The 15,806-nt window shown below is 58.8% G+C and carries 12 protein-coding genes; 4 read left to right on the top strand and 8 right to left on the bottom strand.

Translation table 11 applies throughout. The features are described 5' to 3' along the window. Nucleotides 1-36 precede the first annotated feature (36 nt). The 3 genes from CKV94_RS00765 (at nucleotide 37) to CKV94_RS00775 (ending at nucleotide 2,554) form a co-directional block, all read left to right on the top strand. Nucleotides 37-729: a class I SAM-dependent methyltransferase gene (locus CKV94_RS00765; RefSeq protein WP_003823092.1), complete on the top strand. Its 693-nt coding sequence runs from the start codon at nucleotides 37-39 to the stop codon at nucleotides 727-729. Nucleotides 730-820: 91 nt separating this feature from the next. Next, entirely contained in the window at nucleotides 821-1,735 is a 915-nt protein-coding gene (locus tag CKV94_RS00770; protein ID WP_035580118.1) for a DMT family transporter, read from the top strand. Nucleotides 1,736-1,786: 51 nt separating this feature from the next. After that, nucleotides 1,787-2,554: a DUF4336 domain-containing protein gene (locus CKV94_RS00775; RefSeq protein WP_003823094.1), complete on the top strand. Its 768-nt coding sequence runs from the start codon at nucleotides 1,787-1,789 to the stop codon at nucleotides 2,552-2,554. Between the two features lie 130 nt (nucleotides 2,555-2,684). Here the strand turns inward: CKV94_RS00775 and lepB are convergent, their stop codons facing one another. Together lepB and lepA are read right to left on the bottom strand one after the other, a co-directional pair. After that, nucleotides 2,685-3,725, bottom strand: a complete 1,041-nt coding sequence (lepB, locus tag CKV94_RS00780; protein WP_003823095.1) for a signal peptidase I — start codon at nucleotides 3,723-3,725, stop codon at nucleotides 2,685-2,687. A gap of 42 nt (nucleotides 3,726-3,767) precedes the next feature. Beyond that, nucleotides 3,768-5,561 (bottom strand): translation elongation factor 4, encoded by a 1,794-nt coding sequence (lepA, locus tag CKV94_RS00785; protein WP_003823096.1) that lies wholly within the window; start codon nucleotides 5,559-5,561, stop codon nucleotides 3,768-3,770. Nucleotides 5,562-5,883: 322 nt separating this feature from the next. Between lepA and menA the strand changes: the two genes are divergently transcribed. Further along, entirely contained in the window at nucleotides 5,884-6,789 is a 906-nt protein-coding gene (menA, locus tag CKV94_RS00790) for a 1,4-dihydroxy-2-naphthoate octaprenyltransferase (protein ID WP_003823098.1), read from the top strand. 212 nt (nucleotides 6,790-7,001) lie between these two features. Here the strand turns inward: menA and CKV94_RS00795 are convergent, their stop codons facing one another. The 6 genes from CKV94_RS00795 to purL all read right to left on the bottom strand — a co-directional run bounded on the left by CKV94_RS00795 (nucleotide 7,002) and on the right by purL (nucleotide 15,673). After that, the gene (locus CKV94_RS00795; RefSeq protein ID WP_003823100.1) at nucleotides 7,002-7,631 is read right to left on the bottom strand and encodes a YfgM family protein; all 630 of its coding nucleotides are present in this window, start codon (nucleotides 7,629-7,631) and stop codon (nucleotides 7,002-7,004) included. After that, on the bottom strand, nucleotides 7,632-8,924 hold the full coding sequence (hisS, locus tag CKV94_RS00800; RefSeq protein WP_003823101.1) for a histidine--tRNA ligase: 1,293 nt from the start codon (nucleotides 8,922-8,924) through the stop codon (nucleotides 7,632-7,634). It lies immediately after the preceding gene. 109 nt (nucleotides 8,925-9,033) lie between these two features. Continuing rightward, a complete protein-coding gene (gene bioD / locus CKV94_RS00805) occupies nucleotides 9,034-9,675 on the bottom strand; it encodes a dethiobiotin synthase (RefSeq protein WP_003823103.1) in 642 nt (213 codons plus the stop codon). Between the two features lie 63 nt (nucleotides 9,676-9,738). Beyond that, nucleotides 9,739-11,046 carry an adenosylmethionine--8-amino-7-oxononanoate transaminase gene (gene bioA / locus CKV94_RS00810; RefSeq protein ID WP_003823104.1) on the bottom strand — a complete coding sequence of 436 codons (1,308 nt, stop codon included), beginning with the start codon at nucleotides 11,044-11,046 and terminating at the stop codon, nucleotides 9,739-9,741. Between the two features lie 39 nt (nucleotides 11,047-11,085). After that, nucleotides 11,086-11,610, bottom strand: coding sequence for a hypothetical protein (locus tag CKV94_RS00815; protein WP_003823105.1), 525 nt, complete (start codon nucleotides 11,608-11,610; stop codon nucleotides 11,086-11,088). Nucleotides 11,611-11,719: 109 nt separating this feature from the next. After that, a complete protein-coding gene (purL, locus tag CKV94_RS00820) occupies nucleotides 11,720-15,673 on the bottom strand; it encodes a phosphoribosylformylglycinamidine synthase (protein ID WP_003823107.1) in 3,954 nt (1,317 codons plus the stop codon). Between the last annotated feature and the right edge of the window lie 133 nt (nucleotides 15,674-15,806).

Raw genomic sequence — 15,806 nt, forward strand, 5'->3', positions numbered from 1 at the left:
AACAGGCTACCTGAAACCGCCTGCCCGAGAAAAACCATGTCCAAAACCCTCCAAAGCCAATTCAACGCCGTATCCGAACAATACGACGGCCAGCGCCGCGCTCTCATCCCTTGTTTCGACCTCTTCTACCAAACCGCTGCCGATCTCGCCGCAGCCGTGCCCAACGTGCGCCGCGTGCTCGACCTCGGCGCGGGCACCGGCCTGATGAGCGCCTTCGTGCACACACGCTGCCCCCAGGCCGAATTCATCCTGGCCGACATCTCCATGCAGATGCTCGCCAAAGCGCAAGAACGCTTCTGCGGCCTGCCAAATTTCCACTTTATCGAACAAGACCTCACCCGGCTCGCACCCGGTGGCGGGCTACCTGAAAACGGCTTCGACCTCATCGTCTCCTCCCTCGCCATCCACCACCTCGACAACCCGCAAAAGCAAACCCTGTTCCGCCAAATCGCCCGCCTGCTCGCCCCGAACGGCCGCTTCATCAACGCCGACCAAGTGCTGGGCGAAACCGCAGCCGCCGAAGCCGCCTATACCGAACACTGGCGGCGGCACGTAACCGCCCATCCCGATTTGTCCGCCGAAGCCAAAGCCGCCGCCTTCGAGCGCATCAAACTCGACCGCATGGCCACCCTGTCCGGCCAATTCCAATGGCTCACCGCCGCCGGCCTGCCGCCCACACTCTATTTCCAGCACTACAATTTCGTAGTGTTCGCCGCCGACAAACCCTAAGATTAAAAATGCCGCCTCCTCTGTGCGGCAACCTCACTTTCAGGTAGCCTCTAATAAAAGTAGCTTAAAAAACCAAACACACAGGATATTTATGCACACACATTCTTTACGCCCGCACCTGCAGCTCCTCGGCATGGCCTTGCTGTGGGGCGCAAACTGGTCATGGGGCAGAGCCGTGGTTCAATCCATGCCCCCGCTCACGGCTGCCACGCTGCGTTTCATACTGGCCGCCATCCTGCTGGTGGGCTGGCTGTTGCTGAAAGAAGGCACGCGCCCGCTGCTCCGGCTCACCCTGCGCCAATGGGCGGGTTTGGCCGCGGCTGCGGCGTTCGGCGTATGCAGCTATGCCGTGTTTTTCATGCAGGCACTGCAATACGTTCCCGCCGGCAAGGCCGCCACCGTGGTGGCACTCAACCCCATTCCGACGCTGCTGCTGGCCGCCGTGCTGTTTAAAGAACGGCTCAATGGCGGCATAATAATCAGTATGGCCTTGGCCGTGTTCGGCGCACTCACCGCCATCGCGCGCGGCAACCCCCTATCCATATTGGCCGGCGGCCTCGGCACGGGCGAATACCTGCTGCTCACCACCGTGCTGTGTTGGACAGGCTACGCCCTCATCGGCCGCGTTTTGCTGCAAGGCATCAGCCCCCTCCTAACCACCGCCGCCACCGTAGCCATCGGCGCACTGATGCTGCTGTTTCTAACCACGCTTTACGAAGGCAGCGCATTCACCCACAGCCTGCAGCACACGCCCGCTCGGGTGTGGCTGTTGCTCGCCGCCATGTCTTTCGGCGCCACCATGCTGGCCTATCTTTGGTATTTCGACGGCATCCGCCAGCTCGGTGTCGGCACGGCCTCGGCCTACATGGCACTCGTGCCCGTATTCGGCATCGCCATCGCCACCTTTTGGCTGCACGAGCCGCCACACGTCTCATTATTGATTGGCGGCGCAGCCGTGGTGGCCGGGATGAGCCTGATGAACTTCGCCAAACGCACGAAACGGTAATAAAACATTTCAGGTAGCCCCATCCAAGGCTACCTGAAAAAAGGAAACACCATGTCCGCCCCCATCCACCTCTACCGCCCGCTACACACCCTCAAACCCTTCGGCAGCAATATCTGGATTGCCGACGGCGGCATCGTGCGTATGGCCTTTCCGCTCGGCCTGAGCATCCCTTTCAGCACCCGCATGACGGTTATCCGCCTCGCCGATGGCGGCCTCTGGTGCCACTCCCCCATCGAGCCAAACCCGGAACTGTTATCCCGAATCAACGCATTGGGAGAAGTGCGCCACCTCGTCTCGCCCAACCGCATCCACTACGCCCACATCCCCGCTTGGCAAAAACACTATCCCCAAGCCACCGCCTGGGCCAGCCTCGGTGTGCGCGAACGCGCAGCCGCCCAGCACATTGCCGTAGCCTTCGATGCCGATTTGGGCTCCAGCGCCCCAGCCCAATGGGCAGACGACATTGCCCAGCTCCCCTTCCTCGGCAGCCCGGTTATGACTGAAACCGTATTCTTCCACCGCGCCAGCCGCACCCTAATCCTCGCCGACCTCATCGAAAACTTCGAGCCCGCCAAATTCTCCAACCGCTTCTGGGCGCAGGTAATGAAATGGGTTGGCATCGCCGAGCCCGACGGCAAAACCCCGCCCGACTGGCGCGCCACCTTCCGCAACCGCGCTGCCGCCCGCGAGAGCCTGGCGCAAATACTCGCCTGGCAGCCCGACAAAATCATCCTCGCCCACGGCCGCTGCTACGAAACCAACGGCACCGCCGAACTGCGCCGCGCCTTCCGCTGGCTCCAGCCGAATCAATCCAAATAGTCGCTACCAGGAGTGAAGTAAGGCACCATATCCATCTGATTTACAACAAGGATAAAGGCTACCTGAAACTTTCAGGTAGCCTTTTACATAAGCAGCAAAAACCGGCCAGCCGGCCGGTTTTTCTTTCCTATCAGCGGATAGTGTTGCCGATGCGCGAAGTATCGCCCACGTTCATCCACACGAAAAACGCTTTGCCCACAATCAGCTTGTCGTCCACAAAGCCCCAGTAGCGCGAATCGGCGCTGCTGTCGCGGTTGTCGCCCATGGCGAAATATTTGCCCTCCGGCACAGTACATTTAAAGCCGCTGCCGTCTGCTTCGTATTCGCAATTTTCGCGCAAGCCGCTTTGATAGCCGTTTGCAGCAAAATTATTGGCGGATTCGGCCAAGAAGGGGATGGAAACCGTGGGCGCGTTTTCATTTTTCAGCACCTCGAAATGGCGGCCTTCCCAATCGGCGGAAAAGCGGGTGGCTTCCAGAATCCGCTCCGGTTTGTAATCATCGGGATATTGGTAGCCGCCCACCAAATTATCCTGCTCGGTTTTGCTGTTTACCGTCAGCACCTTATTGCGGTATTCCACCACATCGCCCGGCAGGCCGACAATGCGCTTGATGTAGTTGGTGTCCGGCTCCACCGGATAATTGAACACCACCACATCGCCGCGCTGCACCTGCCCCACCGGAATCAGCACATTGTTCAACACCGGCACGCGGATACCGTAGCTGAACTTGTTCACCAGCACAAAGTCGCCCTTCACCAGCCCAGGCCGCATCGAGCTGGAGGGAATCTGAAACGGCTCGGCCACAAAAGTGCGCAGCACAAACACCACCAAAATCAGCGGGAAGAAGCTGCCCATATAATCGCGGAAATGGTTGTCGTCTTGCTCCGCTGCTTCAGCGTGATCAGTCAATTGCCTGCGCTGCTTGCGTGCCGCACGCGCCCACAGCCACACCGCGCCGGTAAACAGCACTAGCAGCAGCAGCACCGCCGTGAGGCTCATCAGCTTGGCCAAGAGGCCGAACGAACCCACCATCATCAGGAGGTAGCCCCATTGCAGGCCGCCGCTCCATTCGCCGTTTTCCTGCCGCGTTTTCCCGCTCACGGCAAACAGCACGATGCCGGCCACCAAAGCGGCGATGGCGGCATAAAGGATTGTATTGGATTGTTCCACTTTGATATTTTCCCGTTTGAAATAAGTTCGATAAGCTTCAGGCTACTTATCGCCCACCTGCAAAATCGCCAAAAACGCGCTCTGCGGAATTTCCACGTTGCCCACCTGCTTCATGCGTTTCTTACCGGCCTTTTGTTTTTCCAGCAGTTTTTTCTTACGCGTGATGTCGCCGCCGTAGCATTTCGCCAATACGTTTTTGCGCAGCGCTTTCACGTTTTCGCGCGCGATAATCTGGCTGCCGATGGCGGCCTGCACGGCGATGTCGAACATTTGGCGCGGAATCAGTTCGCGCATTTTCGCTGCCAGCTCGCGGCCCCGCTGCACGGCGTTTTGGCGGTGTACAATCAGGCTGAGCGCGTCCACTTTGTCGCCGTTCACCATAATATCTAGTTTCACCAAATTGGCGGCACGGAACTCTTTGAAATGGTAGTCCAGCGAGGCATAGCCGCGCGAGGTGGATTTGAGCTTGTCGAAAAAGTCCATCACTACTTCGTTCATCGGCAAATCATAGGTAAGCATCACCTGGCGGCCGAGATACTGCATATTGATTTGCACGCCGCGCTTCTGGTTGCATAGCGTCATCACATTGCCCACGTATTCCTGCGGCACCAGGATGGTGGCAGTGATAATCGGCTCCAAAATGGATTCCACCGTGGCCAAATCCGGCAATTTAGAAGGATTTTCCACTTCAATATGCTCGCCAGTCTTCAAAATCACTTCATACACCACAGTGGGCGCGGTGGTAATCAAGTCCATATCGAACTCGCGCTCCAGGCGTTCCTGCACAATTTCCAAGTGCAAGAGGCCGAGGAAGCCGCAGCGAAAACCGAAACCGAGCGCTTGAGAGACTTCCGGCTCGAATTTCAGCGAAGCATCATTGAGTTGCAGTTTTTCCAGCGCGTCGCGCAGGGCTTCGTAGTCGTGGCTTTCCACGGGATACAGACCGGCAAACACCTGGCTTTGCACTTCTTTGAAGCCGGGCAGCGGCTCAGCAGCGGGATTTTGCACCAGCGTTACCGTATCGCCCACTTTGGCTTGGCCGAGCTCTTTCACGCCGGTAATCAAAAAGCCTACTTCGCCCGCCTTAAGCTCTTGTCTGTTCACCGATTTCGGTGTAAACACGCCGAGCTGCTCCACTTGGCTTTCGGCCTTGGTGGACATAAAGCGCACTTTGTCTTTCAGTTTCAGCCGGCCGTTTTTCACGCGAATCAGCATCACCACACCGACATAGTTGTCGAACCACGAATCGATAATCACGGCTTGCAGCGGCGCGTTCTCATCGCCTTCGGGCGCGGGGATTTTGGCCACGATTTCTTCCAGCACGTCTTCCACGCCCAGTCCGGATTTGGCCGAGCAGGTTACCGCGCCCACCGCGTCGATGCCGACGATGTCTTCGATTTCCTGCGCCACGCGGTCGGGGTCGGCGGCGGGCAAGTCGATTTTGTTCAGCACCGGCACCACCTCCACGCCCAAATCAATCGCGGTGTAGCAGTTGGCCACGGTTTGCGCTTCCACACCCTGCGACGCGTCCACCACCAACAGCGCGCCTTCGCAGGCGGAAAGCGAGCGGGAGACTTCGTAGGAAAAATCGACGTGTCCGGGCGTATCAATCAGATTCAAAAGATAAGTTTCGCCATTGCGGGCTTTATAGTTCAGCGCGGCGGTTTGCGCCTTAATCGTGATGCCGCGCTCTTTTTCGATGTCCATGCTGTCCAAAACCTGCGAACTCATTTCGCGGTTTTCCAAGCCGCCGCAGTGTTGGATGAAGCGGTCGGCGAGCGTGGATTTACCGTGGTCAATATGGGCGATGATGGAGAAATTGCGGATATTGTTCATATTTTGGCAAAAAAGTAAGCGGTCGTGATGGTAGGCAAAAGCATCAGTTTGGCCGATAAGGGCTACCTGAAAAGCGGAGCTTCAGCAAAGTTAAAACAGGGGTGGCAACGCAGCAAGCCGTGCCGAAACCAAACTGCGTATTCTAGCCGAAAACGCTTGAAGCTGCCCGACAATTTGTTCACTCTCCCTCTTGACCCAACACAAGCAAAAAGCGCAAGCCCCAGCCCAATGGCGCAGAATCGGGTATCATGCCCGTTTTTCGTATCAGGCTACCTGAAACTGCCAATTGAATTTTTCAGGTAGCCTCCAAGCCACTCCCGCCATGCACGTCCTATTCCGCCTCATTCGTCCGCGCACCCTGCCGCTGGCCCTTGCCGCTGTTTGCTGCGGCAACGCCATTGCTTGGCACAGCAGCCCCGCAAGCTGGCGCAGCAGCGTGTTCCTGCTCAGCCTGCTCACCGCGCTGGCCCTGCAAATCGTTTCCAATATTGCCAACGATTACGGCGACGGCATACGCGGTACCGACCGCCACCGCGCCCCCAATGCGCCCGAACGCCTCACCGCCGGCGGCCAAATCCCTCTCCAACACATCCGCCGTCTCCTCGCCGCCAGCATATTGGCCGCCCTGCTCCTCGGCAGCACGCTCATCGCCCTCAGCTTGCGCCACCCGCAGCAATGGCTCGCCTTCCTGCTCTTAGGCAGCCTCTCTCTCGCCGCTGCCCTCACCTACACCCTAGGCCGCCATGCCTACGGCTACCACGGGCTGGGCGAAATCAGCGTATTCCTATTTTTCGGCCTGCTCGGCGTGCAAGGCAGCGCCTACCTGCAACAAGGCAGCTGCCCGCCAGAAGGCTGGCTGCCCGCCGCTGGTTGCGGCCTGCTCGCCGCAGCCGTGCTGCACATCAACAATATGCGCGACATCGAAAGCGACCGCCAATCCGGCAAAACCACCCCTGCCACCCGGCTGGGCTTTGAACGCAGCAAAACCCTGCACCGACTCCTCCTCACCACCGCCCTCATCTGCTACGCTGCCCTCGCCCCGCAAATTCCTAGCGGCCTCTTCTGGTTAACCGCACTACCGTTAGCCGCCACTCACCTGCACCGCCTGCAAACCGCCACCAACCCCGCCGCCGTCGGGCGCGAACTGCCACACATCGTGCGCCTTGCTTTGGCTATCAACCTACTTTTCGGCAGCGGCCTGCTGATCGATTCCCTAATCGCCATATAGCCAAATCACTCAACCCTTCAGGTAGCCTTTACAGGCAAATCAAGTATCAGCACATCAGTAAAACATTGGCGTATTATCTATGACAGCTCCTGTACAAATAATACTTCGCCTTACACGCTACCTGAAACCCAAAAGGCTACCTGAAAAAACGGCTGTTGCCGGCGGTGGGTTTTCCATCCGCCGGCAACAGCCGTTATGGGCTTTGGCCTGCCTTAGTTCATCTGGTCGATTTTCAGCTGTATGAACTCGCGCCCTTGGTCGTCTTGGGGCAGTTTGTCCATCGCCTGTTTGTAGGCGGCGGCGGCTTCGCTGCGTTTGCCTTGGGCGGCGTAAACATCGCCTTTGGTTTCCAACAAGATACCAGCGTAGGCTTCATCGGTATTCATGCCGAGGGTGGCGATGGCGTCATCGTATTTCTGCTGTTGCAGCTGCACGGTGGCCAGGCGCTGGATGGCCATGGCACGGATGAGCGGTTCTTGGTGATATTTGAGCACCCAATTCAGGTGGCCGATGGCTTCGTCGTATTTACCTTGGTCGAAGGCGGCACCGGCCTGCATCAGGGTGGCTTGGGCGGCGGAGATGCTGGTCGGATATTGGCTTTGCAGTTGGGTGAGCAGCTTGGCGGCTTCGGCAGGCTTGTTGGCCTGCTGGTTTTCCGCCCATTGGTCGAACACGGCCACGGCTTCGTTGTTCACGCTGCGCTGGTGGCTGCTGTACATCACCCAGCCGAAGTAGCCGATGGCAGCCACCACGAGCAGGGCAAACAGCCAACGCCCCCAGCTGCGCCAGAAATATTTGAAGTTTTCAATTTCTTCTTGGTCTTTTAAATCGTAAACAGCCATTTAACCTATCCATTCGTTTAATTGTTTAAGCAAATCGGCAGCAGGCACGCTCACTTGGCCGCGCCCTTGCTGCATGTCTTTGAGGCTGGCTTTGCCTTCGGCCAGCTCGCCTTCGCCCACGATCAGCGCCACTTTGGCGCCGGATGCATCGGCTTTTTTCATTTGGGCGGCCAGTTTCTGGCTGCCGGAATGTTGCAGCACGCTGAAGCCGGCGGCGCGGGCGGCGGCGGCATATTGCATGCTGGGCAGCAGGGTATCGCCGCCTTGGTGTATCACGTAAATATCGGGTGCGGCATCGGCTTGCAGATTGCCGTATTCGTGCACCAGCAGCAACAGCCGCTCCACGCCCATGGCAAAGCCGATGGAGGGGGCGGGTTTGCCGCCGAGTTCTTCAATCAGGCCGTCGTAGCGGCCGCCGCCGCACACGGTGGCCTGGGCGCCGAGTTTGTCGGTGGTCCATTCGAACACGGTTTGGTTGTAGTAGTCCAACCCGCGCACGAGGCGGTGGTTTTCCACATAGGCGATGCCCAAGCCGTCGAGCAGGGCTTTGAAACCGGCGTAGTGGGCGCGGGAGGCTTCGCCGAGGTAATCGGCCAGGCGCGGGGCGCCGTTGCAAATTTCCTGCAAATCGGGGTTTTTGCTGTCCAGCACGCGCAACGGATTGGTGTGCATACGGCGGAGGCTGTCTTCATCCAGCGCGGCTTCGTGCTGTTTCAGGTAGCCTACCAAGGCGGCGCGGTGGGCGGCGCGTTCTTCGCGGTTGCCCAGGCTGTTGATTTCCAAAGTCAGATATTGGCTGATGCCGAGCTCGCGCCACAAATCGGCGCACATGGCGATGATTTCAGCGTCGATATCGGGGCCTTCAAAGCCCAGCGCTTCCACGCCCACTTGATGAAATTGGCGGTAGCGCCCTTTCTGCGGGCGTTCGCGGCGGAACATGGGGCCCATATACCACAGCTTCTGGCCGCCGTTGTACAGCAGATTGTGCTCCACCACGGCGCGCAGGCAGGAGGCGGTGCCTTCGGGGCGCAGGCTGAGGCTGAGGGTGTCGTTGGAGTCGGCAAAGGTATACATTTCTTTGCCCACCACATCGGTGTCTTCGCCGATGGAGCGCACGAAAAGGCCGGTTTGCTCCACGATCGGGGTACGGATTTGGCGGTAGCCGAAGCGGTGCGCCCATTGGCCGATGCGGTTTTCAAAGGCCTGCCAGAAGGCGGCGGTGAGCTTGAAATCTTTCTGCTCCACCGGCAAGAGGTCGTTCATGCCTTTTACGGCTTGGATTTTTTGTCCCATGATTCGGTTTGGGGAGAGGGGTAAACAGAAATGCGGATTATAGCGGATATGTGGGGGTTCGGGCTAAAGCTGTGTGCAAGGCTACCTGAAAAAATGCTGCACTCGGTTTTCAGGTAGCCTCTTCCAATACCGCCCACTCCGCCTCGGGGAAATGCCGCTGCAGGTAATCGCGCAAATAGCGTTCGGTTTCCGCGCCGATGACGGGGTCGGCAGCGGGATAGCGGTTGTACACCAGCCGGTGCACCGGCAGGCCGGCATGGCGGGCGGCGGCCAGGCTGAGCAGGGTGTGGTTGATGCTGCCCAGGCGGCCGGACGTAACCAACACCAGCGGGTAGCCGCGTTCGGCGGCAAAGTCGAGCAGGGTTTGCTCGCGGTTTAGCGGCACCATCAGCCCGCCCGCCCCTTCGAGCAGCACGGTGTCGTAGCTTTGCAGCAGGGTTTGGGTGGCGGCATCGATGGTTTTCAAATCAATGGGGCGCTGTTCCTGCTCGGCAGCCAAGTGCGGCGAACAGGGATAAGCAAACACATAGGGGCAGGTGCTGCCGTTGCGGTCGTGTTCGGTGAGCCCGATGCCTTGCAGGCGGCGGTGGGTTTGGATGTCTTCAGCGATGCCTTGGCAGCCGGTTTGCACGATTTTTTGGGTAATCACACGGCAGCCGGCGGCGGCCAGCTCTTTGGCATACAGGCCGGTGGCGATGCTTTTGCCGATGCCGGTGTCGATGCCGCTCACAAAATAAACTTGTTTCTGCATACTGCTCTCCTCTCTGCAAACAGGCTACCTGAAAATTTCAGGTAGCCTTCGGCGCGTGTAGCATTATTCGGACTGCGGCCATGCTTCGCCGTATTCCTCCGCCACTGCCGCCAAGGTCTGTTCGGCCAAGAAATCCAATTCCTGCTGGCTGATCACAAACGGCGGCATCAGATACACCAACCGCCCGAACGGCCGCACCCACACGCCCTTTTCCACCAGCCGCGGCTGCAAGGACGCCGTGTTGACCGGCTGCGCCATCTCCAGCACGCCAATCGCGCCAAGCGCCCGCACTTCGCGCACGCAACGCCATTGCGCTGCCACAGCCAGCTTACGCCGCAGCGTTTGCTCGATATTGGCCACCCGCTGCCGCCACGGGCTTTCCCGCAGCATCGCCACGCTTTCGGCCGCCACCGCGCAGGCCAGCGGATTGGCCATAAAGGTGGGGCCGTGCATAAATGCACCCGCTTGGCCCCGGCTAATGGCCGTAGAAATTTCCTTGGTGCACACCGCTGCCGACAAGGTGAGATAACCACCGGTGAGCCCCTTGCCCAGCAAGATAATGTCTGGCACCACGCCGGCGTGCTCCAAGGCAAACATCTCACCGCTGCGGCCAAATCCGGTGGCGATTTCGTCAAAAATCAGCAGCACACCGTATCGGCTGCACAATGCCCGTGCCTGCCGCAGGTATTCGGGGTGGTAGAAATACATCCCGCCCGCCCCCTGCACCACCGGCTCTAAAATCAGCGCCGCCAATTCATCGTGTTTTTCTGCCAACAAGTTTTCCAACGGGCGGATGCTTTCAGGCTGCCATTCGCCGTGGAACGGGCTGGCCGGTTGCGGCAGGAAATACTGCACCGGCAGGCTGCTTAAAAACAGGCCGTGCATGCCTTCTTCCGGATCGCATACCGACATGGCATGCCAAGTGTCGCCGTGATAACCGGCGCGGATGGTGGCGAAACGGCAGCGTTTACCCCGCCCCACGGCCTGCTGGTATTGCAGCGCCATCTTCATCGCCACTTCCACCGCCACCGAGCCGCTGTCGGCATAAAACACTTGGTTGAGGGCCGTCGGCAGCAATTCCAGCAGCAACTGCGTGAGCCGCACCGCCGGCTCATGGGTGAGCCCGCCGAACATCACATGGCTCATCTTCGCCAGCTGTGCGGCAGCCGCGGCGTTGAGGCGCGAGTGGTTGTAGCCGTGCAGCGCCGCCCACCAAGAAGAAGTGCCGTCCACCAGCCGTTTGCCGTCGGCCAGCTCGATGCTGCAACCTTCCGCCCGTGCCACGACGTACACCGGCTGGGTGTTGGGCATGGCGGCGTAGGGGTGCCAAATGTGGCGGCGGTCGATTTGCGTGAGGGTTTCCCAATTCATGATGAGGCTACCTGAAAAATATCGGGCTGGCTTGCCCGCTTATGAAATCGAATCAAATCCTTCAAACACGGCCTGACGCGGCGCGGCGCGCAGGGCGGCGGTGGCATCGGATTCACGGGTGAGCTTGAGCCAAACTTCATCCAGCGAGCGGCCGATTAAGAAGGGCTCTTCCCTGAAATCGAAAGCATAAATATCGAATTCGTCTTGGCTCGGCCTGCTTTCAATATCCCAAAACAGATAAGTGCCGGATTCGCTTTTGGCAAAACATTCCATCCTGGCCATCAGGCAAACGTGCTGTGCGGAGAAAAAGCCTTCGTATTCGTCTAAATCATCGATATAGGTAGATTTCACCGCTGCCCTGGCCTGCTGCCAGGAATCGCAATAGTGCGGACTGGCGGGGATGTAAACGAGGTAGTTGCCCAGCGAGCGGCCCCAGCCGTATTGCGTGGCAAAGCGCTGGTAGGATGTGGGAAAGCCCCGGCCGTTGGCAAAGCGGAAGTTGGCCAACTCATCGGGGTCGCCGAATATTTTGGCCGGTTTTAACACCAGCAGCTTGGCTTCCATGCCCTATCTCCGTTTTCGTCATGATTGAGGCTACCTGAAAGTATTCAGCTTCTACATCCTCACGGCATTGAAGCGGATATTTTCAGGTAGCCCTGTGTTGCCCGACGGCCTAGCCCAGCACCTTCCGTGCCGTAGCAAACATCCGATACCAGCCGGCCAGTTCGCTGTCGCGCCACTCTTCCGGCAGCCAGCTCATTTGCGCGCTGCGGTACACGCGCTCGGGGTGCGGCATCATGATGGTTACGCGGCCGTCGGCAGTGGTGACGGCGGCGATGGCATCGGGCGAACCGTTGGGGTTGAGCGGGTAGGTTTGGGTGGGCTTGCCCTGACCGTCGATATATTGCATGGCGGTTTTCAGGCTACCTGAAACTTGGTTTTCAGCTCGCCCCAAGTGGGTGAAATCGGCGCGGCCTTCGCCATGGCTAACCACCACGGGCAGGCTGCTGCCCACCATATCGGCCAAAATCAGCGAGGGCGATTGCGGCACGCGTACCATACTCAGGCGGGCTTCAAACTGTTCGGATTCGTTGCGGCGGAACTTCGGCCAGCCGTCTGCACCGGGGATGATTTCAGCCAGGTTGGCCATCATCTGGCAGCCGTTGCACACGCCGAGTGCGAGGGTGTCTGGCTTAGCGAAGAATTCGGCGAACTGGTCGCGCAGTTTACTGTGGAACAGGATAGATTTCGCCCAGCCTTCGCCCGCGCCCAGCACGTCGCCGTAGCTGAACCCGCCGCAGGCGGCCAGCATTTGGAAGGTATCCAGCTTCACGCGGCCGCCCATCAGGTCGGACATATGCACATCGTAGGCATCGAAACCGGCGCGGGTGAAGGCGGCGGCCATTTCCACTTGGCCGTTCACGCCCTGCTCGCGCAGGATGGCGATTTTGGGTTTTGCCCCGCTGTTGATAAACGGTGCGGCAATATCCTGTTTCACATCAAAGCTTAAATCGGCAAACAGGCGGCTGCGTTCTTTATCGGCCAGCAAGGCAAACTCGCTGTCGGCACAGGCGGGGTTGTCGCGCAGGCGTTGGATTTGATGGCTGGTGGACTGCCAGGCGCGTTGCAAATCTACCAAGGGTTGGTCAAACAAGGTTTCCCCGTCATTCACAAGCGTGAAATTGCTGCCGCAATGCGCCTGTCCGATGCAGTAAGCCGCGTTGCCCAAACCTTGTTTATCGAATGCCGCCATCACATCGGCAAAATCCTGCTTCCGCACCTGCAATACCGCGCCCAGCTCTTCGTTGAATAAGGCCGTCAGATTAGCAAGCGGCAACACTTCTTCCACAATCGCGTTCGGCAGTTTGCGTTCCCATTCTTTAAACAGAACCTGCGCGTATTCATCGATATTCGCTTCCAAGCCGCTCCGCCCGGCAAACGCCATTTCCGCCAGCGTGGCAAACAGGCCGCCGTCGCTGCGGTCGTGGTAGGCAAGCAGTTTGTCTTCCTGCACCAACTGCTGAATCACATCGTAAAACTTTTTCAGGTAGCCTGCTTCGATGTCGGGCGCTTCTCCGCCCAATTCGCCGTATACCTGCGTTAAGGCCGAGCCGCCCATGCGGGCTTTGCCCTGCCCCAAATCCACCAGCAGCAGCATACTGTCGGCCACCGGCTTGATGTCGGGCGTAACCGTTTTGCACACGTCCTGCACAGGGGCGAAGGCGGTGGCAATCAGGCTCAACGGCGACACCACGGATTTTTTCTCCGCGCCGTCCTGCCACACGGTTTTCATGGAAAGGCTGTCTTTGCCCACGGGGATGCTCACGCCGATTTCCCGGCACATCTGCGACACGGCTTCCACCGTGCGGTAGAGTTTCTCGTCTTCGCCCGCATTGCCGCAGGCGGCCATCCAGTTGGCGGAGAATTTGATGTTGCCGATATTGCCGATATTAACTGCCGCGATATTGGTAATGGCTTCGCCGATACACATCCTGCCCGAAGCGGGTGCGTCAAACAGCGCAACGGCGGGCTTTTCGCCCATGGCCATCGCTTCGCCGCGATGCGTATCGAAGCCCATGATGGTCACGGCACAGTCGGCCACTGGGGTTTGCCAGCGGCCGACCATCTGGTCGCGGTGGGTCAAGCCGCCCACGCTGCGGTCGCCGATGTTGATGAGGAAGTTTTTCGCGGCTACGGCGGGCAGTTGCAACACGCGGTAGGCGGCTTCCTTCAAATCGATATGGCTACCTGAAAACGGTTTTTCAGGCTGCTGTTGTGTTTTATCGGTGCGTGTGGTTTTGGGCGGCTTGCCGAGCAATACGTTCAGCGGCAAATCTACAGGCTTATTGGCAAACAAATCGTCGCGCACCTGCAAATGCCCATCGTCGGTAGCCGTGCCAACCACGGCAAACGGACAGCGCTCGCGTTCGCAAATGGCGCGGAAAGTGTCCAGATCTTTTTCCAGAATCGACAATACATAACGCTCCTGCGCTTCATTACACCAGATTTGCAGCGGCGTCAGGCCGTGCTCTTCCAGCGGCACATCGCGCAGCTTAAACACCGCACCGCGCCCGGCATCGTTGACCAATTCGGGGAAGGCGTTGGACAAACCGCCCGCGCCCACGTCGTGAATGGCGATAATCGGGTTGGCCGCGCCGAGCTGCCAGCAGCGGTCGATCACTTCTTGCGCGCGCCGTTCGATTTCGGGGTTGCCACGCTGCACGGAGTTGAAATCAAGCGAAGCATCGTTTGCGCCCGTGTCCATAGATGAAGCCGCGCCGCCGCCCAAGCCGATGAGCATGCCCGGCCCGCCGAGCTGCACCAACAGCGCACCTTCGGGAATTTCGTGTTTATGCGTTTGCTCGGCCTGAATATTGCCCAAACCACCGGCAATCATAATCGGCTTGTGGTAGCCGCGCATTTGGCCGTCGAACTCGGCTTCGAAGGTGCGGAAATAGCCCAGCAGGTTCGGGCGGCCGAATTCATTATTGAACGCCGCGCCGCCGATGGGGGCTTCAATCATGATGTCGAGCGGGGAGGCAATGTGGGCGGGCCTGCCGTAGCCGCCTTCCCAAGGCTGTTTCAAATCGGGGATATTGAGGTTGGAAACCGTATAGCCGGTCAGTCCCGCCTTGGGGCGCGCGCCGCGTCCCGTTGCGCCTTCGTCGCGGATTTCGCCGCCCGCACCAGTGGCCGCACCGGCAAACGGCGCAATCGCCGTGGGGTGGTTGTGCGTTTCCACCTTCATCAGGATATGGGTGTCTTCTTCATGGAAACGGTAGCCCTGATTGGCCGCCGCATCGGGATAAAAACGGGCGATTTTCGCGCCTTCGATTACCGAGGCGTTGTCTTTATACGCCACTACCGTGCCGGCCGGCGCGGCTTCGTGCGTGTCGCGAATCATGCGGAACAGCGATTTGGGCTGCTTTTCGCCGTTCAAGATGAAGTCGGCATTGAAGATTTTGTGGCGGCAGTGTTCGCTGTTGGCCTGGGCGAACATCATCAGTTCCACGTCAGACGGATTGCGTTTTAAAGCCTGATAATTGTCCAGCAGATAATCGATTTCGTCGGGCGAAAGCGCCAAGCCTAAGTCGGTATTGGCTTTTTCCAGCGCGGCACGGCCGCCGGAGAGCACATCTACCGTATCGAAGGTTTGCGCTTCGGGGTGGGCGAACAATTTGGCGGCTACCTGAAAATCGGGCAACACCGATTCGGTCATGCGGTCGTGCAGCAAAGCTGCCCATTGCTGTTTCTGCGCTTCGGAAAGGCTACCTGAAAGCCACACTGCCATGCCGCGTTCGATGCGCCGGATTTGTGTGAAGCCGCAGTTTTTCGCAATTTCCGTGGCTTTGGAAGCCCAAGGCGAAATCGTGCCGATGCGCGGCGTGATGAGAAACAGATGCAGGCTACCTGAAGACTGCGGCAACTCCGATGCCACTTGCCCCGCCAGCAAGGCTTCCAACTTTTCCGCATCTGCCGCATTCAAGTGTTCGGCGCAATCGGCAAAATACCAATATTCGCTGCAGATTTCGGCTTCAGGTAGCCTCAAAGCAGCAGCTTTTTGCAGCAGTTTTTCAACACGGAAACCAGACAGGGCGCGCTCGCCGCGCAGGAAGAGGATAGGCATGGACAGACTCGCATGAAAGAGGATTGGGGAGGCGTGATTATACGCCAAGTCTGCCCTAATCTGTCGGCGGAGTGAGCCGATTGAAAGCACTGCTGCCTTGTGGTAGCTTAACTGCCTAAAACCTTATATACCA

This window comes from Eikenella corrodens (genome assembly GCF_900187105.1).
Classification (GTDB): domain Bacteria; phylum Pseudomonadota; class Gammaproteobacteria; order Burkholderiales; family Neisseriaceae; genus Eikenella; species Eikenella corrodens.

Bases quoted from the DNA above. Each gene is read 5' to 3' on its own strand.
- CKV94_RS00765 (WP_003823092.1), top strand. From the start codon at position 37: ATGTCCAAAACCCTCCAAAGCCAATTCAACGCCGTATCCGAACAATAC.
- CKV94_RS00770 (WP_035580118.1), top strand. From the start codon at position 821: ATGCACACACATTCTTTACGCCCGCACCTGCAGCTCCTCGGCATGGCC.
- CKV94_RS00775 (WP_003823094.1), top strand. From the start codon at position 1,787: ATGTCCGCCCCCATCCACCTCTACCGCCCGCTACACACCCTCAAACCC.
- lepA (WP_003823096.1), bottom strand. From the start codon at position 5,561: ATGAACAATATCCGCAATTTCTCCATCATCGCCCATATTGACCACGGT.
- menA (WP_003823098.1), top strand. From the start codon at position 5,884: ATGCACGTCCTATTCCGCCTCATTCGTCCGCGCACCCTGCCGCTGGCC.
- CKV94_RS00795 (WP_003823100.1), bottom strand. From the start codon at position 7,631: ATGGCTGTTTACGATTTAAAAGACCAAGAAGAAATTGAAAACTTCAAA.
- hisS (WP_003823101.1), bottom strand. From the start codon at position 8,924: ATGGGACAAAAAATCCAAGCCGTAAAAGGCATGAACGACCTCTTGCCG.
- bioD (WP_003823103.1), bottom strand. From the start codon at position 9,675: ATGCAGAAACAAGTTTATTTTGTGAGCGGCATCGACACCGGCATCGGC.
- bioA (WP_003823104.1), bottom strand. From the start codon at position 11,046: ATGAATTGGGAAACCCTCACGCAAATCGACCGCCGCCACATTTGGCAC.
- CKV94_RS00815 (WP_003823105.1), bottom strand. From the start codon at position 11,610: ATGGAAGCCAAGCTGCTGGTGTTAAAACCGGCCAAAATATTCGGCGAC.
- purL (WP_003823107.1), bottom strand. From the start codon at position 15,673: ATGCCTATCCTCTTCCTGCGCGGCGAGCGCGCCCTGTCTGGTTTCCGT.